The organism is Aliivibrio wodanis, from assembly GCF_052920805.1.
On record NZ_JBREXA010000002.1, the window covers coordinates 456,034 to 482,819 of the forward strand.

The following is a 26,786-nucleotide window of genomic DNA, read 5'->3' on the forward strand; positions in this document are numbered from 1 at the left end:
AGGAATTGGTATTATAAAAAGAGAGAATAAAATGAAAAAAACATTATTGATTGCTCTATCTGTGGTTACTGGAATTACAATGGCTGGCTGTAATTCAACAGATAAGACAAGCAAAGTAGTAAGTGAACAAGAAGTCATTGTGCAAGAAGATACAGCACAAGTAGTCGTTGAAGATAAGCTAGATGTTTCAGAAACGCAAACTGTTACCGGTAGCGTTGGTTACAGAGAACGCATTGCATTACCTGAAAATGCAGTAGTAACGATAACCTTAGCTGACGTTTCTTTAGCTGATGTTGCCTCTAAAGTGATTTCAGAGCAGAAATTTACAACTGCGGGTAAGTCATCACCGTTTGATTATTCTTTAGAGTTTACGACGGCTGATATTCAGGCTAATCATCGTTATTCAGTACGCGCAACAATTAAGGTTGATGGTAAGTTACGCTTTACTACAGATACAAATTACGCAGTGATTACAGATACTGCACAGACGCTACAACAAAATTTAGTGTTAAAAAGTGTTCGTCAATAAATCGAAATACATATTTGTGGATTAAAGAGGTTATGGCGACTTTTTAAAATATAGATTCATTTAAATGTAGGATACTCTCGTTTGTGATGACAGAAAGGTGAGGTGTATCCGTGATAAAAGTCGATATTGCCGCTAAACTGAAATTATACCTAAATAAACAACTCTATACCAAGGAGGGGTGGTGATGTTTCTAGCGGTGCTATCGATTTTATTAAGTTTTATATTAGTTGTCATAGGCGTTTTAGCATTTGGTGTTAGTGAGGGACAGTTACCATTTTTAGCTCTTGCTATTCCGATGTTATGGCTTATTCCTCAAGGTGGAGTGGCTACTTGGATTCTATTAGCTGGTTTTTCTCTGTTTGGTATGACTTTAAACTCTCAGCCTTTATCTCTTTCTGTTGCAGTTTGGACATTGTTTCCATTATTGATGGTGATTTTTTCTCGTCGTAAAAGCATACATTTAATTGCATTTATCGTATCTGTAGTTATTGCGATGGAGGCTGGAATAATGGCTTTACAATATGAAGAAAAATTAGATGGTAGTGCGTATTTAACTTTACTTCAAATTGTAAGTGTTGGTTTAGTGTGGATTGCAGCAAGAAGCTGGAAACCTGTGAATAGCAACGCTTGGTGGCCATTAGTGTTAGTTATCCCTTTATGGATAGGTGGCTTACAACACGCAGCGCTTGTTGCATTATCAATAACAGGATTAATTGTTTGCTTACAAAGTATTGCTCGTTCAAAATACCGTGATTGGTTGTCTATGATGTCGTGGTTATTACCGGTTATAGCTTTTAGTACGTTGGTCATCTCCCCAAAATTTGAAGTGCCAACTGCTATTATGGTGTCCTGGCTAATGATTCTGCTGATAGGTTGGGTAACTGACTTTATGATGCAGCTAGATGATGAGCCTATTGATTAGGCTCACCATTTGTTTATTTTCTATGAATTGATAGAAACGACACTGGCTTTTTCGTGTTCTTTCTTATCGATTGCTGTGGGTAAGGTAGCGTTTACTTCAATCGCTTCTTCAATCTGAGTTTCTGCATTATCCTGATTATGAATAAGATCATCATAATGGCAGGCTTGATCTCGACCGCGTCCCTTTGCTTCATATAAAGCAATATCAGCAAGTTTAGTTAAATCATCAGATTGAAGACCATTTTTAGGATAAGTAGCAATACCAATAGAGACGCCTAGTTTACCTAATGATAGATCTTTAATCGCAAGATGAAGGTCGCGAACGGACTCACATAATTTAGTTGCAACAGTAAGCGCTTCTTCAGCTCCTGTATTAGGCAAGATGATAGCTAACTCTTCACCACCAAGACGACAGATTGTATCTTCACCACGCATAGTATTGAGTAATAACGTTCCAATTGTTTTCAATACGTAATCACCAGCATCATGACCGTAGTTATCATTGAAGCGTTTAAAGTGATCAAGATCGAGCATAAGAATAGACATTTCTTGTTTGTGTCTATGCGCACGCATCAGTTCTTGGTTAATCGTTTCTTCGTAGTAACGGCGATTATACAGACCCGTTAAAGGATCACTGATGGCTTGTTCTCTTAGCTTCTCTTGTAGGTTCAAGTTAGCAAGGGCAAGGCCTAAATGTTCAGCAACGGTAAAAGCAAGCTTTTGGATATTTTCATCTAGCTCTTCTTGCTCACCAAGATAAATATGCATCATACCAATGGTATTACCATGGGCCGTTAATGGAATACAAAGTGTTTGGTCGATCCCTGTGGCTGCCATATGAGAGCAGGGTAGAGTCGTGTATTTATCATTAGCGAGATGAAATTTACCTTTACGTAACGCCCAACACTCTTCTGGAGCGTAAGTTTTGCTACCTGGCCATACTCCGCCCCAATCCAACTTAACAAGCAGTTGGTTACGAGATGAACGCATTAACGAAATAACGCCATTTACGTTACCAAGAATTCGAGGAAGGATATCTTCGACTACCATTTGAGCTTCATTAATGGAATTACAGGCAGCCAGCATAGTCGCAAGGCGGTGCAGTAATTCAATCTCTTGAGTACGCTGCTCAATACGCTCTTCTTGTTGATCTTGCTCATTCTGTACTTGCTGAGTAATAAGCTTATTACTTAATAATGATGAGCCAACAACAAGTGAAATATTAATGCCCATTAAAATCATTAGGATATTCATTAGCTCTTCTACCATTGCGTCTATACGCGTTAATGGTGTAGCTACCCTAATAATGTAAGTTTGACCTTGATAATCTAATGACTTTGCGGAATACAATAAATTTTTAAAGCGAGAAGTACTAAATCGAGTTGTGCTGCCATAACTCAGATTCTTAGCATCAACGACTTCTTTTCTGTTTAAGTGATTTTCCAGTTGTAATACGGCTTCTAAAGAGATATCACTATCTGCAATCGGCGTACCATCAGCTTTGATAATTGTGATGTGATCTTCTTTGGCTAGCTCTAGTTTAGTTTTGATATAAACGTCTAGTGCTTTTAAATCAGAAAAAGAAACTTGATCATCACTTATGTCCTTTATGACGCGTGAGATCTCTTCAGATAAACCGCCTTCAACCTTATTTTCAAGCCAATCTGACAGTGTTGAATTAAATACAAACAAGCCGAGAGTCATGGTGAAAATCATGGATATGATAGGTAAATAAAGCCATTTTTTGCTGATGGTATTTTTTTTCATTTGTCTTACCTATTGAGTCCAGTACCATCAAATGGACTGCCATTCTATATATAAGCTTTAAGAATATATTAAATTAATGTAAATTCCCAGAGAGTTTAAAGAATTAATAAGTATGATAGGCTAATTAATATAAATGAGGAATTAACATTGGTAAAATGATGATGAGTTAAGGAGTTTATATGGCTCTAGGTGGTATTCAGCGTAAGTGAATCTTAGCTAAATTATAGAAATGGTAGGCTGGTTTTGTCTCGCAGGTCAAATGTTGTACGATTATTTAGAGTAATCATACAACATAAAACCAGAGAGTTGTTGCTTTGTGATCTTACAGTTGCTTTCGTAATTCCTGTCTTGTTTCAGCAGAAACAACAGACCAATGAGTGCCTTTTATTGCGCCTTCTAGAGACCATAAAAGTTCAGCACTAACAGAGTTAGAATGGGTTTGCTGAATGGCTTTATAAGCATTTACAGAACCAATATTACGTAGCTCTTCAACAGTAGTAATGCCTGCTTTCTTAAGCATTCGTTCTGTAGCTAGTCGCAGGTTAGGCAGATCTTTAATACGTGTTGGGGCTGCAGTTTTCTGTTTTTCTTTGTCTTTTTTTGCAACGTCAAAAGCAACAACTGCTTGAATTAATATTAAATCAGGTTCTTTCCAAGACTCTGGTGAAATGGCAAAGTATTTGGTAACAACGGGAAAGCCTCGTTTTTTATAAACATAAGGTTCTAACCCTTGCTCTTTAAATAAGTTAATCGTCTCTTCACTACCTCTTAAATGAAGTTTATCTTGCACAACAAGGGCAAACATAGTGTCATCAATAAAGACACCAAAACCGCCAAACATTGAACGAGATGTGACTTTCCCAAGAGAGGAAAGAAGACGAAGTGAATCTTTTAGTATTGGTTTATCCATTGCAATAATTCTCGGTTAGTTAAGTCTATGTCACTAAACAACTGAGCCCGAGGAAATACTAGCAAGTTTAAAGCCCAACATTGTTATATTTAGGTAAAATAACAACATCGAGTGGAATACTTACCATCGGCAACCCCGCTACCATATATATATAAATACGTAGGCCGGAAGCTTTGCGTCCTATGCTTTCACATAGTTTGCCCTGTTTGTGACATCATTGATGATATAGCAATCAACAAAGGGAGTGACTGCAAAAACTCAATAATGTGATATTGGTTCATAAAAACAAGGGTCATTTCTGTTAACTCAGTTCAGGTTTTCAATAAAACCTGAACTTATGACTTGATTTTTATAGAACTCTAGTTTGTTATTTGGTTCTATTATGAACACTATTACGAGAAACAACGGCTGGTTGCATTTCAAAAATACGGCGTTCATGATGTTTATCTTTTATACGCTCGAGTAAAATTTCAACTGCCGTTTTTCCAACTCTTCGTTTTGGTTGGTGGATAGTTGTTAAAGGAGGTGAAAAGTAAGCCGATAATTCAATATTGTCATAGCCAATTACAGAAATATCTTCTGGAACTTTTAACCCTGATTGTTGAATCTTACTGATGGCGGCTAACGCCATAATATCATTAAAACAAAATAGAGCAGTAGGGCGATCTTTTGCTTCGGTTGCTAATACTTTCTCAACTGCTTTTGCTGCTGAAGAGCATTCAAAATCACCTTCTAAAATCCATTCAGGATTAGAATCTAAATTTGCTTCGGAAAGTGCTCGGTGAAAACCATGAACACGTTCTTTACAAGTCAACTTATCTAATTGTCCTGTGATACAAGCAATGTTAGTGTGACCATTTTCTATTAAGTGTTTTGTTGCAAGGTATCCACCTTCTTCAGAGTTATCTATGATTTTATCTGTATGAGGGCTATCAGGTCCCCAATCCATAACAACCATTGGTAATTCGGTATTTTTTTCAAGCAAGGCTAAAAGTTGTTCATTTAGGTCTGAACACATAACCAACAACCCATCAACACGTTTTTCAGAAAGCATACGAAGGTAGTGTTTTTGTTTGTCTAGATCACCTTCAGTATTACACATGAATAAAGTGTAACCTTGTTTATAACAATAGTTTTCAACACCATGCATAACTTCGGCAAAAAAGGGATTGAAAGATTGAGTTACTAACATGCCAATAGTACGAGTAGTATTACATTTTAAACTGCGAGCAACAGCACTTGGTGCATAATTTAACTCTTCAACGGCTTCCCATACACGTTTTTGTGTTGCTTCTGCAACAAAGCGTGTTTTGTTAATTACGTGAGAGACGGTTGTTGTCGACACTGTTGCTAATTTTGCGACGTCTTTAATTGTAGCCATATAAGAGCCTTAAATAGTGATTAAGGGGCTATTTATGTTCCAGCAAATTGTTTTGCTCTATAGAGAACTGATGGAAGATAAATAGGCCCTAAATATCATATGATTAATGATATGGTATAAATAAAAAAACCGCTTTAAAATGCGGTTTTCATTTTATGTTCAAATTTTATCGTTTGCGTTCACATTTTATATGTAAAGCATAGTGCAAACAATTATTGATTTCATAAATTTTATTTGTAACCTGATTTACATCACGTAGTTATTTATTTATGTCATCAATAAAGGCTGTTTTTTACTCACCAGTAAGAAATAGCATGTCTAATTGTAAAAATGTCACAAGAAAATGGGTAACTGCAGCATAGAAACCAAACTCATCACGCTCTTTACAGATTTGGCTGAATCGTGGTGTCCAAGATAATAATTGCTCATTAATAAAATTTTGTTGAGCTGTCATATAAAGCTCAAAGTCTTCCTCTGATGACTGTTGGTTTGTCATCACAATTAGATTACCTAGAAAATCAAGTTCTATTGCAATATGATCAGCAGGCTCATTAAATTCTGCTTTTTGTGCAATATTATACTTTGTAAGTAGCTCACGCATATCTTGCGCTGGTTTAGCATTAAGCAGACCTGATTTATCAAGGTATAGTGAAGCATAAGGCAAAGCACTACTTTTATCTGAACCTAAAAAGGCTTCACAGAAATCAGCTGATAACTCAAGTTGAGCGCCTTCACGAGTTTGTAATTGATTTAATTTATCAATTAAAGTATTTACAGAAGCGGTAAGTTCTGGTGTTTCTGCTAAATTTGATAAAAACGTACGGATTTCAAAGCTGTTATATTGTTCTATTTGTTCTTCTGTTAACTCACTTGCTAATAAGCTAGATAGCCACCAGTAAATTTCGGCACGTTGTTCATTAAATGCAGTTAGATCGTTCATGTATATTTTGCTCCAAGAAATTTATGTGAGAATTGTACTGGATAAGTATGAAAAGGAATAGCACCTATCATTAACAGGGTGTATAAAGATATTTGTAAAGGTTACAACTCAATTTTTGTTTGATAATTGTTTTGAATCAAATAATTTACAGAAATATCAATTGAGAATTGGCATTATTACAAAATATGAATAGAATAAGAAAAGAACCATCCAATATAACCATAAAAGAGAATATTATGAGCTATCACATTTTAGTTGTTGAAGACGAAGTGGTAACTCGCTCTAAACTTGTAGGCTACTTTGAAGCCGAGGGATATCAAGTGAGCGAGGCTGAAACAGGGGCAGAAATGCGAACTATTTTGGCTGAACAAAAAGTTGATTTAATTATGCTTGATATAAACCTACCAGGAGAGGATGGTTTATTGTTGGCACGTGAACTACGTAGCCAATCTAATATTGGTATTATTCTTGTTACAGGACGAACTGATAGTATTGATCGTATTGTAGGGCTTGAAATGGGTGCTGATGATTACGTCACAAAACCAGTAGAGCTACGTGAGTTATTAGTTCGAGTTAAGAATTTATTTTGGCGTATGTCATTAGCGAATGAACCAGTAGAATTAGATGAATCTAATGTCGTTCGCTTTGGTGAGTGGACTTTCGATATTCAGCGCCGTGCACTATCAAATAGCGGTGAGCCAGTTAAATTAACAAAAGCTGAGTACGAGTTGCTAGTAGCACTTTCTTCATATCCGAATACGGTATTATCTCGTGAACGTATTTTGAATATGATCAGTCATCGTGTCGATGCTCCCAATGATAGAACAATTGATGTGTTGATTCGAAGAATGCGAGCGAAAATGGAAGTTGATCCAAAAAATCCACAGATATTTGTTACCGTTCATGGTGAAGGATATATGTTCGCCGGAGATTAGTGGTTAAAACCCCAAAAAAGTTAAATAAAGCCATTCATTTTAAGTGAGTGGCTTTTTTATGCCTATAATTTAATAATAGTAATCAATCTAATTCTGTTCATGATTCAAACGTTTTAAGATCTTTAAGTGAGCAGCTCTATACTGTAGATAGCATGTCAAGAATACGGTACGACTGATAAGGTAACTACTTAAACAGTAGTTGCAGCCTTTTAGTTATTTTTATAAAGTTATCAATAAGAGTCCTAGACTCCGTCTATTCAAATATAATTATTATAGGTCTGTAATGAAAAAATTTTTTAAAATGGCAATAGTTGCTTCTGCTTTAGTTAGTGTTATTGGTTGCCAAAGTACTGCTGAAGAGCCGAGTTCTGTTACGGAGAAAAATACATTAACACCGTCAATTTCTACCTTTAATGAGCTTAATAAACAATACTTATTAGATAAAGTAGCATTTGATTCTGTTGATGAGTTTAAAATTTATTCAGAGGAGGTATATCAGAACTTAAGAGAAGAGTGGGATGAAGCAAAAGAACTCTTTGCTGAAATAGAGAGAGAACCAGGCTTAACAGGTGAGGAATACTCAATGTTTTCATCGGGTTCTTATGCTGCTAAATATATGTCTTTAGTGGCTTCAGCAGATGCGGAGTTCTCTAAGCTAAAAAAATATAAAAAAAATGCAGATGTTGTGCTTTCTGGAGCCATAGCTCAAATGGCTTACCTTAAATCTATGAAGGTAAACAAGTATTTCTCTGAAGAGTATTTAGAATTAAATGAACAATATAAAGAACTGTTTGTTGTTATTGTTGAAGATGATATTGCTGAGGCACAAACAGAGCAAGCAGAATTTTTAACAAGTGCTAAGGTTCTTGAAATAAGAACAGCTTTGAAAATTCATGTCGAACCTTTAGAGAAAGAGTTTTCATCTTTATCCAACGATGGCTTTAAAGCGGTTGCTCCGATTAGTTATGGACAAACAAAAGCGGAATTAGAGAAAACAAAAAAAGCGGTACAAGCAAATAATCGAGATATAATTCTTGTTACCGATGTTGTTGCTAAAACAAGATTCCAACTTGCACACTTAAAAAATATGGCAGCAGAAGTTAAACTATTACAGGCGGTTAAAAAAGGAAAGTTTGAGCAACCAGTATTAGAGTTCGAAAATAAGTTACTTGCGATCTCTCATGCAATTAATGGTGATGATTATAGAGACCAACCTTTAAGAATCCAAACGGAGTTAATTTTATCAGCAGTGCAGCAAATGCACGAAATAAATAATACCGTAGATTTGGAAGATAAAATTAAAGAGCTAAATTCTCAAGTGGGAGCATTAGAAACGACGGTTGAAACACAGACAAATGATCGTGCCGCGGTTCAAAAGCAGATAGTTATTCTAACCCAACAATTGGATCGCAATGACCATTTGATTGATAATCTTAATGCAGTAATTTCATCGTTTAAAGAAAAAGAAAAAGAAAAAGAAAAAGAACTTAAAGAAGCACAATTAAATCAAGTTAAAATAGAAAGTGTTGAAAAAAAAGAAGCAGTAGTTTCAGATAAAGTAACTGAGATTAAAAAAGAAGGATCCGAAAATAGAATAAGTTTTTGTTTTTGTTTTAAATAAGGCGCCCTATCATTTTTTTAGGGCGCTTTTTATTGGATATTCATCCGTTTCTGATACACTGCGGCTGTTCATTTTTTTGAGGTACATCATGACATCACCAGAACCTAAATTAACCCGTTTAAATAAATTTATTAGTGATACGGGTTATTGCTCGCGTAGAGAAGCAGATAAACTGATTGATCAACAACGTATTACCATTAATGGCAAAGTCCCTGAAATGGGAACAAAAGTTGCTGAAGGTGATGAAGTTCTGGTTGATGGTAAACCACTAAAAGCGAAACAAGAGCGAATTTATATTGCTTTTAATAAACCAGTAGGCATTACTTGTACTACAGAGCGTCATGTTGAGGGTAATATTGTTGATTATATTAATCATGAACAACGTATTTTTCCAATTGGACGATTAGATAAGCCTTCAGATGGTTTGATCTTCTTAACCAGTGACGGTGATATCGTAAATAAAATTTTGCGAGCAGGTAATGCACATGAAAAAGAATATGTAGTTCGTGTTGATAAACCAATTACAGATGACTTCTTACAGAAGATGGCTGCAGGTGTTCCTATATTAGATACAGTGACACTACCTTGTAAGATTAAACTAGAATCACGATTTGTGTTTCGTATAACTTTGACTCAGGGCTTAAACCGTCAAATTCGTCGTATGTGTGAATACTTAGATTATGAAGTATTTAAGCTAAAGCGTGTTCGTATTATGAATATTGACCTTGGTAAATTGGCTTCTGGTGAGTGGCGCTATCTAACAGCATCAGAAATGGATGAAATTAATAGTATGATTGGCGAGTCGAGTAAGACAGAAGAAGCCTCTCGTAAGATTAAAGAAGTCGATGGTAAAATTCGAGTGTTAAAAAAAGCAAGTTCAGGTCGTAATCATCATTCGAATAATACTTTTAATGAAAAACGCCGTGAAAAAGCCAGAGATGATCGCTTTGATAAATCAAGTTCAAGCCGTAGTACTGAAAATAGTGATCGTAAACCTAAAGGGAAAGGACAATCAGAAATCAAAGTGTGGCGTGCTAAATAGATTGTTTTTTCAACATGTTAGCTGAAACTTCATCATTTTGATGATAAAGTCTACAAACAGAGGGTTAAATGCAATTTTTTATTTGACTCTTTTTTAAAATCAGTTACATTAAGCCCCGTAAAGAGATGGCGCCTTGGCAGAGTGGCTATGCAGCGGATTGCAAATCCGTGGACCTCGGTTCGACTCCGGGAGGCGCCTCCATTTCTTTAAGTAATACAGATGAATTAAAAATTATTGCGTTAAAGCGATAATTAAAGATGGTGTCAACCTCTCTTAAAAATAGAGACATGGTTAGAAGCATCGCATTGAATTGCGTGCCCTGGTGGTGGAATTGGTAGACACAAGGGATTTAAAATCCCTCGGCGTTCGCGCTGTGCCGGTTCAAGTCCGGCCCGGGGCACCATCTATTCATTAATATTGTTACCATAGACAATATTACGTTAAGAAAAATATGGCGCCTTGGCAGAGTGGCTATGCAGCGGATTGCAAATCCGTGGACCTCGGTTCGACTCCGGGAGGCGCCTCCATATTACAAATAAACCAGCTTAATGCTGGTTTTTTTGTGTCTAAAATTCCTGTTTTTTCTCTTTTCTACTTAGATACTAATCTGAACACTCTTCTTGGTTAAAATTATCTGACTATTTACACTGAACATCCTAGCTGGTTAAAGTGAACGATAACTGCGTTGAAATCTTTGATAGGAATAAGTTTTTAATTTTAACATTTACTTTATAAATGATTGAAGTCTTAAAATCTGCTAAATTGTATTAATGTGTCAGACTAGCCCTGACAAAGTGAAAATTTAGTTATATAGACCTAAAAAATAAAATAGAAAAACTACAGTAGCCTATTAGTATCTTATTGATATTATTGACTTAGATATTATTAGTTTTAGAAAGTTTAAGTATTTACACCTGTAAGTATGAACGGTGAGAATGAATTATGCCGCAACAAAAACTCGTTATAGTTGAAGATGACCTAAAACTTCAAAATATGTTACATGATTACTTTGTAAAACAAGGATTTAATACTATTCTTGTTAGTGATGGTAATGAAGCTCCGAATGTTATCCTTAGTGAAAAGCCAGATATAGTACTACTTGATTTGATGTTGCCGGGTAAGGATGGCCTGACAATTTGTAGACAGATAAGAAATGAATATCGGGGTAAGATCCTTATGCTTACTGCAAGTGATGATGATTTTGATCACGTAGCAGCGCTTGAAACAGGAATGGATGACTTTATTACTAAGCCAGTTAAACCTCGTGTGTTACTAGCTCGCATTCGTATGTTATTACGTAGGAATGAACAATTACCAGAAATCGAAAATAGTCAATTACTTCAATTTGGACAATTGTCTTTAAATAAAGCACGTCGTAGTTGTGAGCTGTTTGGGCAAAATATAGTGATGACAGACAGTGAATTTGATCTATTGATGCTTCTTGCTTCCTCGGCAGAAGAGGTGCTTTCTCGTGATGTATTGACTAAATTACTTCGAGGAATTGAATATGATGGTATTGATCGAACAGTAGATAATAAAATTGTAGCGTTGAGAAAAAAACTAGGTGATGACAGCGTACCACCTAAAAAAATCATTACGGTTCGTGGTAAAGGATATCTATTTATTCCTGATGCGTGGGAATAGTCAAAAATTTATAGTATAGGATTAAAATGCGAAGAATATATCTAGAGTCACTTGTTGGGCTTATATTGTTGTTTATGTTGAGTTTGATTGGTTATGAGGTAGTGATCTATCAATGGAACACTGATTACGATTATGTATTGCAAGAACATAGGGCTGACGCCTATCTAGATATGGTCAATAAAATTTCTGATAATCAAGGTAAAGAGGCTGCTTTGCAGTCAGTTAATGATTATGTGGATAAAACACGCCAAATACTAACGATAATTCCAATAGGTGAAGAGCCTGATATAATTCGACAGAATATGACAGATCACCCTAATAAGCATTGGTATTTTGATGATGACCGAGTGTTTTGGTTTACGATTAATAATAGTGATGATATTTATAATGTTGATGTAAATGTCGATGCTCCTTTGATTCAGAAAATAGACTTTGCTGATAATATAGTTTGGTTATTTTTCCTTTTGGGTTTTGCTCTATACTGTGTTTTATTAATTTGGTTTATTGGACGTAGAATCCGAGCGCTGGAGAAGGTGACGCTTGAATTTGCAAATGGTGATTTAACTGCACGTTCTTCTGAAAAAGGGTCAACAAAGGTTGGTAGCTTAAATCAAAGCTTTAATCATATGGCAGATAAAATCTCTGCATTAATTATTAGTAATCGTGCATTAACCAGTGCGGTTGCACATGAATTAAGAACGCCGATATTTAGAGTTCAGTGGCAAGCTGAGGTACTCGCTGATACTTCATTGAAAACTGAACAGCAAGCAAGCGTGGCAAGTATTATTGAAGACACAGAAGAGATGGAAGGAATGGTTAATGAGCTTCTTTACTATGCTCGTCTTGAAAGACCTGATATGGAATTAAATCTTGAGAGTCTTCAATTAAATGATTGGTTGTCTGTACAAACACAGCGTTGGAAAAAAGAAACATCACACGATATATTTTTTGAACAAACTGAAAAAGATTATCTGGTTGAAGTTGATGTTCATTTACTTAAACGAGCATTAGATAATTTGGTGCGAAACGCTTATCGTTTTGCAAACAATTGTATATTAATAACAATTACAACAGACATGCAGGTATTACATATTTCAGTACATGATGATGGTCATGGAGTAGAAGAAGAATACTGGCCCTATTTATTTAATGCATTTTACAGTGCCGATCCTGCTCGTAATAAAAAACAATCAGGACATGGATTAGGCCTTGCCATTGTGAAGCAAATTGCTGAACGGCATAAAGCGAAAGTTAATGTAGAGCATAGCTATAAAGGTGGGGCTTGTTTTCGCTTTTCTCTTCCTATTTATCATATAGAGCAGCCTGAAACCACCATAGAAAAACAGTAAAATATGTTATGAAGAATATTATATTTAGAGGCTCACAAATGTGAGCCTTTTTTGTTTGTAGGTTTATCTTACAGAGCATGACAAAGCGATACAAAGAGTAGACATCGTTATCTAATAAAACAGTGTACATTACCTTTAACTTACACATTAAGCTTTAACACTTTACAAGGTAATTAAAATGAAAAAAATGATAGCGATTTGTGCGTTTTCAATGTTGCTTTCTGCTTGTGCATATAATCAAAAACCAGTGGTTGATATGACAAATGTAAATGCAGATCAATATGAGAAAGACTTTGAATATTGTCAATCTTATTCTGAAAAAGTAAATAAAGAAGAGGCGGCAACAACAGAAGCTAAGAATGGAGCATTATCAGGATCTCTTCTTGGTGCTGTTGCTGGAGGTTTGGAAGATGGGATCGGTGGAGCAGCCGTGGGTGCTATTGCGGGAGGTGCAATTGGTGGTGGGATTGGAGCAGCAACAGGAGCTAATGAGTCGACAAAAGTACAAAGCAAAGTATTACGTCGATGTCTAGTAACAAAGGGCTATACTGTTTATGATCTTGACTAAGATACCTCTCAGTTTTTTATTTCTGAATAATAAAGTCACTAGCTAACAGGCTATCTGCTAAGATTATGTGCAAATATCGAGTGAGTAGTTTGCTTTTTAATCACTTGAATCAATTAGATATATTTAATGGTTGACTCATAATCTTAATCAGTTAAAGTGTATCTCGTTCTCAGGCAGAAACGTCTGAAAAAAGAATTTTACGAAAATTGGATATGTCTTTCGAGACAATGGTGCCGATTATCGCAATCAAGAATTGCGTGCCCTGGTGGTGGAATTGGTAGACACAAGGGATTTAAAATCCCTCGGCGTTCGCGCTGTGCCGGTTCAAGTCCGGCCCGGGGCACCATCTTTTAAGAAAACTCATCAGTAATGATGAGTTTTTTTTTGCCTAAAAATCAATATAGACGTCTAGATGTAAAGATTTTCAAACCTTCCTAGTTACTGTATAATACGCACCTTTCTAATCTTTAATCCTATTTTTGCTTCAAGGCGAACATTATGAACCTTTCTGCTAAAACTGTTGTTGTCATTGCTATTGGTGCTGCTTTGTATGGTATCGGTGGCCTACCTATGTTTGGTATTCCTGTCTTTGCTAATACGACATTAAAACCTGCGATGGCTGTACTTGCATTATTCTCTGTACTTTATGGCCCAATAGTTGGCTTTCTTGTCGGTTTTATCGGACATTGGGTAACAGATTTATTTGCAGGCTGGGGTGTTTGGCTTACGTGGGTACTAGGCTCAGGTATTGTAGGTATGGTTATTGGATTATTTCCAATCATTACTAAAAATCGTATTGAATCAGGATTGTTTGACAAGAAAGACTTTTTGATTTTTGTTGTATTAGCGTTTGTAGGTAATGTTATTGGTTATGGTACTTCCGCATTCTTAGATACAATTCTCTATGCAGAACCATTTACAAAAGTATTTACACAGCTTTGTATTATCGCCGCAGGTAATACCATATTAATTGCAATTGTAGGCTATTTTATTTTGACTAATTTAGCAAAACGTAAACAACAAAGTACTAACCTAACAGAGGCTCCATAATTAATGAGCGTAACCTTTTCTAATTTCTCTTTTCAATATGCGTCACAGGATAAACCGACGCTTAAGAATATCAATCTAAGGATAGAGCAGGGAGAAAAGATTTTAATTATCGGACCAAGTGGTAGTGGTAAATCTACATTAGGTCAGTGTTTAAATGGCCTAATTCCTCATACGATTAAAGGTGAGAGCAAAGGCCAACTTACCATTAACCAGCAAGATGTATCTGACTGGAGTATTGAGAAATATACTGAAAATGTAGGTACTGTTTTACAAGATACTGACAGTCAATTTGTTGGCTTAACGGTTGGTGAAGATATTGCGTTCGCTCTTGAAAATCAAATGGTCTCAAGAGCTAAAATGTATCCGATCGTTCGTGATACCGCAAAAATGGTAGATCTTGAGCAATTATTAAATAAATCACCTTATGACCTAAGTGGTGGGCAAAAGCAGAGGGTTTCTTTAGGTGGGATCCTTGTCGATGATGTTGATCTTCTATTATTTGATGAGCCTCTAGCAAGCTTAGACCCTAAAACTGGCAAAGCAACCATTGAAATTATTGATGGGCTACATAAGAATAATAATAAAACGATTATTATAATAGAACACCGTTTAGAAGATGTTCTGCATTGCCCTGTTGATCGTATTATCTTAATGGATCAAGGTGAAATTGTTGCTGATATGACACCAGATGCATTGATTCAATCGTCATTATTAACAGAACACGGCATTAGAGAACCATTATATGTCTCATTATTAAAGCGATGCCAGTTAGAACTTTCGGCAATCCCAGCGATTAGTAATTTATCTTCAATTTCTCCTATGCAAGTAAGTAGTGCTGTAAACGCATGGTTTACAGATAGTAGTAATGATAGTTTTAGAGAAAAAAATGATGAGACCTTATTAACAATAGATAACCTCACTTATTCATATGACGGTGAAATTAATGCGTTAGAAGCGATTTCTTTTACTATCAATAAAGGAGAGTTTGTATCTATCTTGGGTAAAAACGGTTCGGGTAAATCGACGATAACGAAGTTAGTTATGGGAGTATTACAGCCAGATCAAGGCTCAATTGTATTAAATGGACAAGATTTAGCTGAACTGTCCATTTATGAACGATCAAAGAGAGTGGGAGTTGTATTACAAAATCCAAACCATATGATCTCTCACCATATGATTTATGACGAAGTAGCGTTTGGCTTAATAAATAGTGGATTATCAGAAGACGATATCGAGGCGAAAGTTCTTAATGCACTTGAGTTGTGTGGACTAAGTCGCTTTCGTCATTGGCCGATCGATGCACTAAGTTATGGACAGAAGAAGCGAGTAACAATAGCCTCTATTTTAGTTCTTGAGCCTGAACTATTGATCCTCGATGAACCAACAGCAGGGCAAGACTATAAGAATTACACTTCAATGCTTGGTTTTATTAATCAATTAAATCAAAATCTTGGGCTAACAGTAATGATTATATCTCATGATATGCATTTAGTTCTGGAGCATACAACACGAGCGATTGTTATAGCTGATAGTAAGTGTATTGCCGATCAAGGTGTTACACAAGTATTCAGCCAACCAGAGCTTTTAAATCAAGCAAATCTAACGGTTACCAGTTTATATGAATTAGCTGAAAAACTAGAGATTAAAAATATTACAGGCTTTATGCAGCAATTTATTACCGAAGAACATGAGAGTAAGCAAGATGTCCACAAATAAGCAAAGTTTTGGTATTAATTATGTGGATATTGATACTTGGCTTCATAAACTAAATGGTGTGACTAAGTTTCTTCTGTTTATTACTTGGATAACCGTAGTATTAACCACCTTTGATTTACGAATTATCATTCCATTAATTATTGTTGGTTTATCTTTATTAAAGGCAACAAAGGTGCCTTTTTCTGCCTATAAACCATTATTAATTGGTACGGCAACGGTATTAAGCATGAATGCAGTCTTTATGTTTTTACTGGCGCCGAATCAAGGTAATGAGTTGTTAGGATCAACAACGGAGCTTATGCCAATTTTTGGTAGCTACGTTATTACTCAAGAAACACTATTCTACTTAATCACAGTCACACTAAAATATTTTAGTATGTTCCCTATCGCCTTGGTATTTGTGTTTACTACGCATCCAACAGAGTTCGCAGCAAGTCTAAATCGTTTAGGTTTGCCTTATAAAATAGCTTATGCTGTTAGTTTAACCTTACGGTATTTACCTGAAGTGAAAAGTGACTTTGTGAATATTATGCATGCACAGCAAGCTCGTGGCGTTGATTTATCTAAAAATGTATCAGTTTTTGCTCGTATAAGTAACCTTGCAAAAATATTAGGACCTCTAATATTTTCCAGTTTAGATCGTGCAGATGAAATCTCAAATGCAATGGTATTAAGAGGATTTGGTCGAGCAAAAAGTAGAACATGGTTTAGTGAAAAGGCAATAACAAAGAGAGATAAAGGGATCATGTTTGGGTTATTTATCATTGCTAGTTTAGCGATTGCCAAGCGGTTTATAGAAACATCTTTGTTTTGGTATCCGTTTACTTAGAATAAAAATATAAAGAAGTAGGCCATTTGTGCCTACTTTTTTTATTTGTTTTGACTAAAATGTTCAATAACTTCAGAACTGATATTCTCATGGCTAAAAATAAGCATGTCAGCTAGCTTCTCTACCATTTCTTCAGGTTCTAATTCACTAAATATTACATTATTAATTAGCTTTTTGATGAGTATTTCTTCATGCTCTAGAAATCCACGAGCATCAATATCTATTGGAATATCACTCGGCATACGATCAAACTGTAGAAAAGCCATCTCATTATTTACATCAGACTTTAAAAGTTGTTCGGGAAACCACTCTTCACCGGTTACAACTTCTAAGTCTTCGTTATGAGTCGCTTGAATATTTTGTAAATTTTGAATCAGTTCAGAAATTTTCACATTTTTTTCTCAAGAAATGAATTATCATCTATTAGCAACGACACTTTAGTTAACATTTATGCCTATTAGCCTTTATTTTAATAGGATTTAATGTTTATTATTAAGTTGTCTATTTGTTAATTTAATTTAGAGTGTGCCTTTTGTATAAATACAATATTAATTTAAAACAGTCATTTTTTCTAGTAGTACTGCTTATTGTTGCGAACTTAACCTACGCAAATGATGAGTATAAATTAGGTAAAGAAAAAGAGTGGGGTATTGCAGGAGTCGTGAGAACGGCAAGCATACCTTATGCTACAGAGAGTGAGACCGTTTCTTCTTTTGTTCCAATGATGTTTTTTGAAAATGAACATGCATTTATTCATGGTATGGAAGGTGGACTGTATTTATATCAAGAAAGTGATTGGCAACTAAGCGCACTAATGAGGCTTCGTTATTTTGACCTGCCTAAAGAAATTCAAAATTCAGCAGGTGGTGATGTTGTAGATACAGGTATTCAAGCTCGTTATCAAATTGATAAAGAATGGTTTTTTGATTCAGAGATAATGGTTGATCCTGAGTTTCGCTCGTATATGAATTTTAGGTTAGGCGCTGAGATTGAATCTGGTGATTGGTGGCTCAACCCTACACTAGAAACTCGTTGGAAAGAGGCTGATTTTAATAGCTATTACTATGGTCTTAGTGAAGATTCGAATAAAACCTTAGGTGCTGGTATTGATGTTAAAGCGGGCTTTATGTCTCGTTACCATGTGACTTCAAATTTGTATTTATTAGGAGGGAGTTATCTTTCACGCTTAGATAATAATGCTTATAGTAGTGAACTAATTGATAGTCGTTGGCAGTTTGAATATTTTGTAGGTGTGGGGTTTCTTCACTGATAGTAGTACTTCGTCACGAAAAGATATTAGTAATAAACCGTACTTACGAATAGCTCATGGATGGGCTACGCCATCTAATATTGGTGATATCATTCGTTTAGAATCAGAAAAAGATGAAGAAAATAATCAATTAACATCTGTTTTCTATGGTCTACCTTTAACTGATGAAATATTTTCGTTACCAATCGATCTTTATTTAACCCCAGGTTATGTACAACATTGGCAATCTGATGTTCAAAACTATAGTTCTGAATTTGTAGTAGCAATTAAAGCATATGCAACCATTTCATGGCCTACGAAATGGCGATTTGGTGTAGCTGAAGGCTTATCATATATAAATAATGTATCTTATATTGAGCAAACAGAGATGGATGAAAAAGGGTACCGTGAAAGTAAGTTACTCAATTATTTAGATTTTTCTTTTGATGTAAATTTAGGGGACCTATTTGAACAAAGTGATTTAGATGGTGTTTGGGTAGGGTATAGCATCCATCATCGCTCGGCTATTTTTGAAAATTCATCTCAATATGGACGCATTAAAGGTGGGAGCAATTATAATACGATTTATGTTCAGTTTGATATTTAGTCTAAATATTTGAACTTAATAGTAAATGGCACTCGTTCTGAGTGCCATTTGAATATGAAAAAAGGTTTACTATAAGCTATTTTAACCGCACTTAGAGTCTCCACAGTTTAAGCACGTTTGACAACCATCTTTGACAATCACTGATTTATTATGGCATTTATAACAAAGAGTAGCACTTGGTGGAAAATTAGCTGAAGCCTCAACTTCTTCTTTCGTTTCTTGTTGTTGTTCTAATTCTGCTTTTTTTGCTTCTAAAAAGGCTTTCTGATGCTCATCCATTTCAGGGTCTTCAATTAGCCCAATGCCTTTTAGGTGCTGTTCAATTACATTACCAATTTCAGCAATTAATGAAGGAACATATTTACCTTTATTCCAGTAGCCACCTCGAGGGTCAAAGACAGATCGAAGCTCTTCTACAAGGAAGGCACAATCACCACCTTTTCGAAAAACCGCAGACATAATACGAGTCAGTGCAACAATCCATTGGTAATGCTCTAGGCTTTTTGAGTTAATAAAAACTTCAAATGGACGGCGGATCTCATGCTTTGTTCCTTCATTTAGTACAACATCATTGATTGTAATAAATAGTGAATGCTCTGACACATGCTCTGGTGTTTTTAACTTGTAGGTTGAACCTAACAGTTTTTCTGGTCGTTGGATCATTTCATGCATTTGCTGGATGTTTGTTTCTGGTACAGCTTGTTGAGCAACAGGCTCATCGTCTGACTTAACTTTAAAACCAATAATTTTACTGTCAATCTTCTTGACCATGGATAAACCCTTTACTGTGTTAATAGGAGGAGAAAACAACTATATCTATTTGGATTAGTGTTACTCCCCAGTTATGTTTTGATGGAATATATTACCTAGAATTTACCGTAGTAACCTTCTTTTAGCGCATCATATAAGTTAGCAGCGCTGTGCATTTCACCGTCGTACTCAATTTGCTCATTGCCTTTAGCTTCGATAGTTGTACCATCTTCTAATGTGAAACAATAAGTTGTCTTTTCAAGATCTTCTTCTTTTACTAAGACCCCTTGGAATACTTCAGGGTTAAAACGGAAAGTAGTACAGCCTTTTAAGCCTTTATCATAGGCATCCATATAAATTTCTTTAAAGTCTTCAAATGGAAAGCTTGTTGGAACATTCGCTGTTTTTGAAATAGATGAATCAATCCATTTTTGAGCAGCAGCTTGAACAGCTACGTGTTGGCTTGGTGTTATATCGTCGGCAGTAATGAAATACTCTGGTAACTGAGTTTCACTATCCGTGCTATAAGGCATTGCTTTTTGATTAATAAGCTCACGATATGCTAGTAGTTCAAAGCTATAAACATCAACATTTTCTTTTGATTTTTTGCCCGTTTTAATCACATTGCGAGTGTAGTGGTGTGCAAAGCTTGGTTCAATACCATTACTGGCATTGTTTGCAAGAGATAGAGAAATAGTACCCGTTGGGGCAATAGAACTATGATGAGTGAAGCGAGAGCCGTGTTCTATTAATTGCTCAACCAATTCAGGTTCAACTTCTGCTAATTGTTGCATATAACGACTGTATTTAGCGTGTAATACTTTACCTAGGATTTTATCTCCTAACTTAATACCGTCATTCAGCATTTCTGGGCGCTGACGAAGCATTTTAGCTGTTACGATAAAGTTTTCTTCCATCACAGGTGCTGAGCCTTTTTCATGCGCTAATGCAAGGCCAGCTTTCCAGCCTGTAATTGCCATTTCTTGTGCTATTTTCTCTGTAAAACTGACCGATTCTCTACTGCCATATTTATGCTGTAACATTGTTAATGTCGAGCCTAACCCAAGAAATCCCATTCCATGACGACGTTTATTTATGATTTCATGACGTTGTTTTTCTAATGGTAATTGGTTGATTTCAACTACGTTATCAAGCATACGGGTAAAGATTGAAATGACTTTTTTATAAGCGTCCCAATCAAAATATGCCGAATCTGTGAATGGGTTTTGTACAAATTTAGTTAAATTAACTGAACCTAAAAGACAAGCACCATAAGGTGGAAGTGGCTGCTCACCACATGGATTAGTTGCACGAATTTCTTCACAGAACCAATTGTTATTCATTTGGTTTACTTTGTCGATCAGAATAAAGCCAGGCTCTGCATAATCGTAAGTGGATGTCATTATTACATTCCAAAGATTACGAGCAGGTAAGGTACGATAAACTTTACAGGCAACCAAGCCTAGGTCGTTTTCAGCTAATCCCTCTTTTGTTGGCCAATCAGCCCAGACAACATTCTCATCAGAGTATAGATCCATGTGGTCTAGTTTGGCTTCTTTTACTGTAATAGGAAAAATAAGTTGCCATTCAGCATCTTTTTTCACTGCTTCAACAAAGTCCTCTGTGATTAATAGAGATAAGTTGAATTGACGTAGACCTGCCATCTTCTCTTTTTGCTCGAATAAAATCGATAACATCAGGGTGACGAATATCCATGGTACCCATTTGTGCCCCACGGCGGCCACCAGCAGAAGAAACGGTAAAACACATTTTGTCGTAAATATCCATAAACGACAATGGACCAGAGGTATAAGCGCCAGCACCTGAAACGAAAGCACCACGAGGACGTAAGGTTGAGAAATCATACCCAATACCGCAACCTGCTTTTAAGGTTAGACCTGCTTCGTGAACTTTACCTAAAATATCATCCATTGAATCACTGATAGTCCCTGAAACAGTGCAATTAATGGTTGATGTAGCAGGTTTGTGCTCAAATGCTCCTGCATTAGAGGTAATACGTCCCGCAGGAATAGCACCATTGCGAAGAGCCCATAAAAACTCCGTATTCCAGTGTTCTTGAATGTCTGATGACTCAAGAGCTGATAGCGCTTTTGCGACACGTTTAAACGTATCGTCCATAGTGAGGTCAATACGTTCGTTCTGTTTGTTTTTTAGGCAATACTTGCTTTCCCAGATATCCACAGATGTTGATTGGTAAGGAATATTATTGGATATGGAATCGAAATCTAGCGTATTTTTAGATTGTGACATCAAGATACCTTAACAGCTTAATAATGAGAGGGATTCTGAATGTTTTATTCAGCGGGCAGATCAAAACATTATCTAGAGAAATCTTCAAGTCTTGACAAGAAAAATAGAAGGATCTGTCAATAAAACGTCAGTGTGTCAATTTTTATTGTTTAATTTCAAGGGGTTATTTATTGATAAATTTGATACTTAAATGTGCATTGTTTGGTGCTATTTTTTGATGTATGTCATAAAGAATAATCTTTCCTATAAATTTCACGTTCAGAGTGATGATTATTCTTTGTGATGAAAAATAAGTAAGCTATTATTTTTGGAACAAAGATCAAGAAATTCTCATGGAGTGAGTAAAGGATTACTATGCGAATATTTCAAAAAATAACGATAGGGATGCTAATTCTTTCTATTATTACGTTGATTTGGTATCACTTTCGTGGAGATACTAAAACGTTAACTGTTGACCCTAAAATGTATCAATTTTATGCAGCAGATGATAGGAAAATTGGAGGGGTCAGTGAGGCTGTTTTAGTTGAAAGGAATGGACACCCATCGTTAAAATGTGACATGAAAAAAGCAGATTATGCATGGCCATACTGTGAAGTCGCTATTCGTTTTTCTGATAGTATTTTTGAAGGGGTTGATTTGTCTTCTTACTCTAAACTGATTTTAGATATAGATTATAAGAGTGCAGATCCTAATGGGCGATTACGAGTCTATTTAAGAAATAGTAACCCTATATATACTAAAAGAAATGATGAAGCGTCTTTAAAGTTCAATGGTGTCGAATATGAACCTGGATTTAACGCAGGTGTAAAAGAATTACAACTTGCTGACTTTCAAGTAATGACTTGGTGGATCGCTGACTATAAGGTCCCAGTAGAGCATGCTGCACCCAGAGTTTTCGAATGTATCTATTATTGAAATAGCAACATCATCGACCGTTAAGAGTGGTGATTTTGAAATAACGGTTAATAGCATTGAATTTCGTGGATCTTGGATTAAAGAAAATACCTTACTAAAAATTATTTTATATGCTTGGCTCATCATGATCATGGGTTATGTATTGTATGAACAAAATAGATTAAACCAAAAACTGCAAGCAAGTAGTTATCGTGAGACTCGTTTGCGTAAGCTGAATGGAAACCTTAAAGAAAAAAATATAGAGTTTGCTGAGCTAGCACACCGTGATTCGTTAACTGGGGCTCGAAATCGAAATGCAGTTCGAGATTGGTTAGAGCGAATGTCTCAACAAGTACGTTGGGGGAAACAAACATTTTCAGTTATCTATATTGATATTGATTACTTTAAGAAGGTTAATGATGAGTTAGGTCATCAAGTTGGAGATGATATTTTAAGAGAGTTTGTTTTAGTTATTACTGGAGCAATCAAAAGTACTGACTTTTTGGTTCGCTGGGGAGGGGAGGAGTTCATTGTTTTCAGCCCAAATAATAACTTAGAGCAAGCAGCCGAGAAAGCCGAGCATATTCGTCATACTATTGAACATCATTCATGGTGCCATAATAAACTTTTAACTGGTAGTTTTGGTGTTGCTGAAATGAAAGATGAGCGTATTACCGAGGTAATAGCACGTGCAGATGATGCTTTATATAAGGCTAAAAATCGAGGGCGAAACCAGATCGTGACTAGTAAGAATATCAATGTATCTGAAAATCGATATTTTAGTTAATTTTAAAGCCTTATGACAATGATGTGATATGGCTTTTTATTGTAGGGGAGCCTCAGGTAAGGTCTTATGCTTAATTGGCTCTTTAGGCCCTAAGAATTTCGGTTGAACATTAAAAATATACAAATCAAGAATAGCTTTTGTTCTTGCTAATACTTCTCGTAATCGAATTTTAGTATTAGCCCAGCCTGTTGGGGAAGGGACAATAAGACAAACAGTATCCATTGAAAAGTGATTAGCAATAAAAACAGCGCGTTGACAATGAAACTCTTGTGAAACAATGGTTAAGCTGTTTGCCTCAAAAACCTGTTGAGCTCTTTGAACTGAGTCTAGGGTTCTAAATCCTGCGTAATCTAATGTAATACTTTCTTCTGGTATTCCTGCTTTTAAGAGATCTCTTTTCATGGTCCATGGTTCATTATATGAACGGTGAGCATTATCACCACTCAATAAAAAATGAGTGACCTTATTTTGTTTATATAATTTGATAGCCGCATCAATACGATATTGATAGTAAGGATTTAATGTTCGACGAATGTATTTACTAGTACCAAGAACCAAGGCAGTTTCTTGTACTGGTAGTGTTTCAATACTTTTGTATAACTGAGGGGCTGATGAGAGAGAGATCGAGAGATCAGCCAGCAATATAACAGATGTGATTATTCCAATAAGGATTGCTGTTATTTTTAGCCACTTTGCAAATTGGTTAATTAACTGGGATCTCATTGTGCCTCAATTTAGCTGAATGGAAAGTTATACTTGGCGATTTTTTTGTGCCCACATACCAATAATAATAAAGGTAGAAAGAACAATAGCAAGCATAAAAGCAGGTTGTATAGAAAGCAAAGCCGAGGTGAGAAAAGGTGATGCTTTTACGATTAATAGACCGTAGCCAAAAGCATTAACCCCAATAAAAGCTAATGTTCGAATTAAAAAATGCTTTCCTGACAAAAAAGCTCGGAGTCCTCGGTTTATATCGCCACCAAGCATGACTAATGCACAAGCTATCATCGCCACTGAAATATCAGATAAATATGGAGTTAGATAATTACCAAGAGTATTAAAAAAAGAGAGTATTTGATTCATATAGTTAAGTTATTTTAGTGTCTATAATTATAGTATCGGCAGGATGTATTATTTATTGAAAAACCAGAGTGTCATTACCCTGGTTTTTTTGGTTACTACCTAATTGATAGGTATTGTATTAAAAAGCAGTACGTTTGTAACGACGATAAACTGGCTTCCAGAAATATTGCTCAATTTTTTGCATTAATGCTTCATCAGTAATTTCTAAGGCATAACCTTGTTCAATGGCTTTTTTAGCCACGGCAAAGGCAATTTTCTTAGAAACCGTGTGAATTTCTTCTAATGGTGGAAGTAGAGCGCCTAAGCCATTAATCGCAAGTGGAGAACACTCAGATAAAGCACGGCTTGATTCCATTAGCATCTCATCAGAAACACGGGTAGCTTTAATCGCTAAAACACCTAAACCAATACCAGGGAAGATGAAACTATTATTACATTGTGCAATTGGGTAAGTTTGACCATTATGTGTAACAGGATCAAATGGGCTACCTGTTGCCACTAATGCTTGTCCATCAGTCCAACGAATAATGTCATTCGGTGTTGCTTCAACACGACTTGTTGGGTTTGATAATGGGAACACAATAGGGCGTTCACAGTGTTTATGCATCTCTTGGATAACTTCTTTGCTGAATAAACCAGGAGCTCCAGAAACACCAATTAGAACGGTTGGTTTAGCATTGCGCATAACATCAACAAGTGAGTAGTTTGGTTCTTCAGATGTCCATTCTTTTGTATTTTCAGTTTTTTGCACTAGGCGTTGTTGGAAATCAAGTAGGTTTGGCATGCCTTCTTGCAATAGACCCCAACGGTCAACCATGTATATTTGTGAGCGGGCTTGAGCATCGGAAATACCTTCTGATACCATTTGAGCAATAATTGCTTCAGCAATACCACAACCCGCAGAACCTGCGCCTAAGAATGTAACGCGTTGCTGTGATAAAGAGCTTCCTGCCGCTTTACACGCCGCAAGTAGTGAACCTACGGTAACTGCTGCGGTACCTTGGATATCATCATTAAAGCAACAGATACGATTTTTGTAGCGCTCAAGTAAAGGCATTGCATTTTTTTGAGCAAAATCTTCAAATTGAACTAAAGCTTGAGGCCAACGACGTTGAACAGCTTGAATGAAGTCTTCAACGAAATCTTTATATTCGTCACCAGTAATACGAGGGTGACGCCAGCCCATGTACATTGGATCAGCAAGACGTTGAGGGTTATTCGTACCAACATCAAGAACGATTGGTAACGTATGAGCAGGACTGATACCGCCACACGCCGTATAAAGTGCTAATTTACCAATAGGGATGCCCATGCCACCGATACCCTGATCACCAAGACCAAGAATACGTTCACCATCGGTAACCACAATTACTTTTACGTTTTGGTTTGCCGCATTATTTAATAGGTCATCGATGCGGTTTTTGTTCTCATAAGAGATAAATAGGCCACGACCACGGCGATAGATGTTTGAGAAGTTTTCACACGCAGCACCAACGGTTGGCGTGTAAATAATAGGCATCATTTCGCTGATATGATTTTGTACTAAGCGATAAAATAACGTTTCATTTGTGTCTTGAATATTACGAAGATAGATATGCTTGTCCATATCATTTTCAAAGCTTTGGTATTGCTTATAAGCACGGCCTGTTTGCTCTTCGATGCTTTCGATAGCTTCAGGAAGTAAGCCTTCTAAGTTAAAATATTTACGTTCAGTTGTACTAAATGCGCTGCCTTTGTTTAGCAGAGGAGTACTTAGAAGTGCTGGACCAGCATAAGGGATATATAGAGGACGTTTGTTGTTATTCATTGTTATGCTTCTTCAAATCAAGAATGAACCACAGATCCTATGCCTACTTAACGAAAATATCAAAGTGTGAATGAAAATAAAATGCGAATACAGTCATGTTTTTATCAATCAAATCCGATAGAGTAGTGAAATATTC

Annotated in this window: 22 protein-coding genes, 4 tRNA genes, 2 pseudogenes and 1 riboswitch; of the genes and pseudogenes, 18 read left to right on the plus strand and 10 right to left on the minus strand. The window is 36.0% G+C overall.

Features of this window, described 5'->3' with window-relative positions; translation table 11 throughout:
* Window positions 1-31 precede the first annotated feature (31 nt).
* Both ACU5DF_RS09990 and ACU5DF_RS09995 read left to right on the plus strand, forming a co-directional pair.
* Window positions 32-529 carry a YbaY family lipoprotein gene (locus ACU5DF_RS09990; protein WP_446712739.1) on the plus strand — a complete coding sequence of 166 codons (498 nt, stop codon included), beginning with the start codon at window positions 32-34 and terminating at the stop codon, window positions 527-529.
* A 184-nt stretch (window positions 530-713) separates the two neighbouring features.
* The gene (locus tag ACU5DF_RS09995) at window positions 714-1,451 is read left to right on the plus strand and encodes a VP0952 family biofilm-associated protein (RefSeq protein WP_045102349.1); all 738 of its coding nucleotides are present in this window, start codon (window positions 714-716) and stop codon (window positions 1,449-1,451) included.
* 20 nt (window positions 1,452-1,471) lie between these two features.
* Here ACU5DF_RS09995 and ACU5DF_RS10000 read toward each other — a convergent pair whose 3' ends face one another.
* From ACU5DF_RS10000 to torD, 4 genes are all read right to left on the minus strand, one after another.
* On the minus strand, window positions 1,472-3,217 hold the full coding sequence (locus ACU5DF_RS10000) for a sensor domain-containing diguanylate cyclase (RefSeq protein WP_446712740.1): 1,746 nt from the start codon (window positions 3,215-3,217) through the stop codon (window positions 1,472-1,474).
* Window positions 3,218-3,539: 322 nt separating this feature from the next.
* A complete protein-coding gene (locus tag ACU5DF_RS10005) occupies window positions 3,540-4,127 on the minus strand; it encodes a TfoX/Sxy family DNA transformation protein (RefSeq protein WP_045102348.1) in 588 nt (195 codons plus the stop codon).
* Window positions 4,128-4,252: 125 nt separating this feature from the next.
* A riboswitch (cyclic di-GMP riboswitch) is annotated at window positions 4,253-4,339 on the minus strand.
* A 155-nt stretch (window positions 4,340-4,494) separates the two neighbouring features.
* Window positions 4,495-5,508, minus strand: a complete 1,014-nt coding sequence (gene purR, locus ACU5DF_RS10010) for an HTH-type transcriptional repressor PurR (protein ID WP_446712741.1) — start codon at window positions 5,506-5,508, stop codon at window positions 4,495-4,497.
* A 292-nt stretch (window positions 5,509-5,800) separates the two neighbouring features.
* The gene (gene torD / locus ACU5DF_RS10015) at window positions 5,801-6,448 is read right to left on the minus strand and encodes a molecular chaperone TorD (protein ID WP_045102346.1); all 648 of its coding nucleotides are present in this window, start codon (window positions 6,446-6,448) and stop codon (window positions 5,801-5,803) included.
* Between the two features lie 236 nt (window positions 6,449-6,684).
* Between torD and torR the strand changes: the two genes are divergently transcribed.
* From torR to ACU5DF_RS10080, 13 genes are all read left to right on the plus strand, one after another.
* The gene (gene torR / locus ACU5DF_RS10020; protein WP_045102345.1) at window positions 6,685-7,383 is read left to right on the plus strand and encodes a two-component system response regulator TorR; all 699 of its coding nucleotides are present in this window, start codon (window positions 6,685-6,687) and stop codon (window positions 7,381-7,383) included.
* A 283-nt stretch (window positions 7,384-7,666) separates the two neighbouring features.
* Window positions 7,667-9,004 (plus strand): hypothetical protein, encoded by a 1,338-nt coding sequence (locus ACU5DF_RS10025; RefSeq protein ID WP_446712742.1) that lies wholly within the window; start codon window positions 7,667-7,669, stop codon window positions 9,002-9,004.
* A gap of 88 nt (window positions 9,005-9,092) precedes the next feature.
* Window positions 9,093-10,046 carry a 23S rRNA pseudouridine(2604) synthase RluF gene (rluF, locus tag ACU5DF_RS10030; RefSeq protein ID WP_446712743.1) on the plus strand — a complete coding sequence of 318 codons (954 nt, stop codon included), beginning with the start codon at window positions 9,093-9,095 and terminating at the stop codon, window positions 10,044-10,046.
* Window positions 10,047-10,173: 127 nt separating this feature from the next.
* Window positions 10,174-10,247, plus strand: a tRNA-Cys gene (locus ACU5DF_RS10035).
* Between the two features lie 115 nt (window positions 10,248-10,362).
* Window positions 10,363-10,449, plus strand: a tRNA-Leu gene (locus ACU5DF_RS10040).
* Between the two features lie 50 nt (window positions 10,450-10,499).
* Window positions 10,500-10,573, plus strand: a tRNA-Cys gene (locus tag ACU5DF_RS10045).
* Window positions 10,574-10,988: 415 nt separating this feature from the next.
* On the plus strand, window positions 10,989-11,690 hold the full coding sequence (locus ACU5DF_RS10050; protein ID WP_045102343.1) for a response regulator: 702 nt from the start codon (window positions 10,989-10,991) through the stop codon (window positions 11,688-11,690).
* Window positions 11,691-11,716: 26 nt separating this feature from the next.
* Window positions 11,717-13,039, plus strand: coding sequence for an ATP-binding protein (locus ACU5DF_RS10055; RefSeq protein WP_446712744.1), 1,323 nt, complete (start codon window positions 11,717-11,719; stop codon window positions 13,037-13,039).
* 178 nt (window positions 13,040-13,217) lie between these two features.
* The gene (locus tag ACU5DF_RS10060) at window positions 13,218-13,607 is read left to right on the plus strand and encodes a glycine zipper family protein (RefSeq protein WP_446712745.1); all 390 of its coding nucleotides are present in this window, start codon (window positions 13,218-13,220) and stop codon (window positions 13,605-13,607) included.
* A 259-nt stretch (window positions 13,608-13,866) separates the two neighbouring features.
* Window positions 13,867-13,953 (plus strand) — tRNA-Leu (locus ACU5DF_RS10065).
* Between the two features lie 152 nt (window positions 13,954-14,105).
* Complete coding sequence (locus ACU5DF_RS10070) at window positions 14,106-14,657, plus strand: ECF-type riboflavin transporter substrate-binding protein (RefSeq protein WP_446712746.1); 552 nt, start codon at window positions 14,106-14,108, stop codon at window positions 14,655-14,657.
* Window positions 14,658-14,660: 3 nt separating this feature from the next.
* Complete coding sequence (locus ACU5DF_RS10075) at window positions 14,661-16,373, plus strand: ABC transporter ATP-binding protein (RefSeq protein ID WP_446712747.1); 1,713 nt, start codon at window positions 14,661-14,663, stop codon at window positions 16,371-16,373.
* Window positions 16,360-17,202 carry an energy-coupling factor transporter transmembrane component T family protein gene (locus ACU5DF_RS10080; RefSeq protein WP_045102338.1) on the plus strand — a complete coding sequence of 281 codons (843 nt, stop codon included), beginning with the start codon at window positions 16,360-16,362 and terminating at the stop codon, window positions 17,200-17,202. Before ACU5DF_RS10075 ends, ACU5DF_RS10080 begins: the two co-directional genes overlap by 14 nt.
* Window positions 17,203-17,243: 41 nt before the next feature.
* Here ACU5DF_RS10080 and ACU5DF_RS10085 read toward each other — a convergent pair whose 3' ends face one another.
* Window positions 17,244-17,594 carry a VC1380 family protein gene (locus ACU5DF_RS10085; RefSeq protein ID WP_045102337.1) on the minus strand — a complete coding sequence of 117 codons (351 nt, stop codon included), beginning with the start codon at window positions 17,592-17,594 and terminating at the stop codon, window positions 17,244-17,246.
* A gap of 188 nt (window positions 17,595-17,782) precedes the next feature.
* On the opposite strand from ACU5DF_RS10085, the pseudogene ACU5DF_RS10090 reads away from it, so the two are divergent.
* Window positions 17,783-19,058 (plus strand): annotated as a pseudogene (locus tag ACU5DF_RS10090) (MipA/OmpV family protein).
* An 81-nt stretch (window positions 19,059-19,139) separates the two neighbouring features.
* On the opposite strand, the gene ACU5DF_RS10095 reads toward ACU5DF_RS10090, so the two are convergent.
* Window positions 19,140-19,829 carry a TSCPD domain-containing protein gene (locus tag ACU5DF_RS10095; RefSeq protein ID WP_045102336.1) on the minus strand — a complete coding sequence of 230 codons (690 nt, stop codon included), beginning with the start codon at window positions 19,827-19,829 and terminating at the stop codon, window positions 19,140-19,142.
* A gap of 95 nt (window positions 19,830-19,924) precedes the next feature.
* Window positions 19,925-22,079, minus strand: a pseudogene (locus ACU5DF_RS10100) (adenosylcobalamin-dependent ribonucleoside-diphosphate reductase).
* A 354-nt stretch (window positions 22,080-22,433) separates the two neighbouring features.
* On the opposite strand from ACU5DF_RS10100, the gene ACU5DF_RS10105 reads away from it, so the two are divergent.
* Window positions 22,434-22,994, plus strand: a complete 561-nt coding sequence (locus ACU5DF_RS10105) for a hypothetical protein (RefSeq protein WP_446712748.1) — start codon at window positions 22,434-22,436, stop codon at window positions 22,992-22,994.
* Entirely contained in the window at window positions 22,957-23,760 is an 804-nt protein-coding gene (locus ACU5DF_RS10110) for a GGDEF domain-containing protein (RefSeq protein ID WP_446712749.1), read from the plus strand. Before ACU5DF_RS10105 ends, ACU5DF_RS10110 begins: the two co-directional genes overlap by 38 nt.
* Before the next feature lie 36 nt (window positions 23,761-23,796).
* Here ACU5DF_RS10110 and ACU5DF_RS10115 read toward each other — a convergent pair whose 3' ends face one another.
* From ACU5DF_RS10115 to ACU5DF_RS10125, 3 genes are all read right to left on the minus strand, one after another.
* Window positions 23,797-24,483 carry a SanA/YdcF family protein gene (locus ACU5DF_RS10115; protein ID WP_045102333.1) on the minus strand — a complete coding sequence of 229 codons (687 nt, stop codon included), beginning with the start codon at window positions 24,481-24,483 and terminating at the stop codon, window positions 23,797-23,799.
* Between the two features lie 27 nt (window positions 24,484-24,510).
* Entirely contained in the window at window positions 24,511-24,843 is a 333-nt protein-coding gene (locus ACU5DF_RS10120; protein WP_446712750.1) for a DUF3392 domain-containing protein, read from the minus strand.
* Window positions 24,844-24,961: 118 nt separating this feature from the next.
* Window positions 24,962-26,650, minus strand: coding sequence for an NAD-dependent malic enzyme (locus ACU5DF_RS10125; protein ID WP_446712751.1), 1,689 nt, complete (start codon window positions 26,648-26,650; stop codon window positions 24,962-24,964).
* Between the last annotated feature and the right edge of the window lie 136 nt (window positions 26,651-26,786).

Coding starts and splice junctions, on each gene's coding strand:
- ACU5DF_RS09990 (WP_446712739.1), top strand. CDS start 32: ATGAAAAAAACATTATTGATTGCTCTATCTGTGGTTACTGGAATTACA.
- ACU5DF_RS09995 (WP_045102349.1), top strand. CDS start 714: ATGTTTCTAGCGGTGCTATCGATTTTATTAAGTTTTATATTAGTTGTC.
- ACU5DF_RS10000 (WP_446712740.1), bottom strand. CDS start 3,217: ATGAAAAAAAATACCATCAGCAAAAAATGGCTTTATTTACCTATCATA.
- ACU5DF_RS10005 (WP_045102348.1), bottom strand. CDS start 4,127: ATGGATAAACCAATACTAAAAGATTCACTTCGTCTTCTTTCCTCTCTT.
- purR (WP_446712741.1), bottom strand. CDS start 5,508: ATGGCTACAATTAAAGACGTCGCAAAATTAGCAACAGTGTCGACAACA.
- torD (WP_045102346.1), bottom strand. CDS start 6,448: ATGAACGATCTAACTGCATTTAATGAACAACGTGCCGAAATTTACTGG.
- torR (WP_045102345.1), top strand. CDS start 6,685: ATGAGCTATCACATTTTAGTTGTTGAAGACGAAGTGGTAACTCGCTCT.
- ACU5DF_RS10025 (WP_446712742.1), top strand. CDS start 7,667: ATGAAAAAATTTTTTAAAATGGCAATAGTTGCTTCTGCTTTAGTTAGT.
- rluF (WP_446712743.1), top strand. CDS start 9,093: ATGACATCACCAGAACCTAAATTAACCCGTTTAAATAAATTTATTAGT.
- ACU5DF_RS10050 (WP_045102343.1), top strand. CDS start 10,989: ATGCCGCAACAAAAACTCGTTATAGTTGAAGATGACCTAAAACTTCAA.
- ACU5DF_RS10055 (WP_446712744.1), top strand. CDS start 11,717: ATGCGAAGAATATATCTAGAGTCACTTGTTGGGCTTATATTGTTGTTT.
- ACU5DF_RS10060 (WP_446712745.1), top strand. CDS start 13,218: ATGAAAAAAATGATAGCGATTTGTGCGTTTTCAATGTTGCTTTCTGCT.
- ACU5DF_RS10070 (WP_446712746.1), top strand. CDS start 14,106: ATGAACCTTTCTGCTAAAACTGTTGTTGTCATTGCTATTGGTGCTGCT.
- ACU5DF_RS10075 (WP_446712747.1), top strand. CDS start 14,661: ATGAGCGTAACCTTTTCTAATTTCTCTTTTCAATATGCGTCACAGGAT.
- ACU5DF_RS10080 (WP_045102338.1), top strand. CDS start 16,360: ATGTCCACAAATAAGCAAAGTTTTGGTATTAATTATGTGGATATTGAT.
- ACU5DF_RS10095 (WP_045102336.1), bottom strand. CDS start 19,829: ATGGTCAAGAAGATTGACAGTAAAATTATTGGTTTTAAAGTTAAGTCA.
- ACU5DF_RS10105 (WP_446712748.1), top strand. CDS start 22,434: ATGCGAATATTTCAAAAAATAACGATAGGGATGCTAATTCTTTCTATT.
- ACU5DF_RS10110 (WP_446712749.1), top strand. CDS start 22,957: ATGCTGCACCCAGAGTTTTCGAATGTATCTATTATTGAAATAGCAACA.
- ACU5DF_RS10115 (WP_045102333.1), bottom strand. CDS start 24,483: ATGAGATCCCAGTTAATTAACCAATTTGCAAAGTGGCTAAAAATAACA.
- ACU5DF_RS10120 (WP_446712750.1), bottom strand. CDS start 24,843: ATGAATCAAATACTCTCTTTTTTTAATACTCTTGGTAATTATCTAACT.
- ACU5DF_RS10125 (WP_446712751.1), bottom strand. CDS start 26,650: ATGAATAACAACAAACGTCCTCTATATATCCCTTATGCTGGTCCAGCA.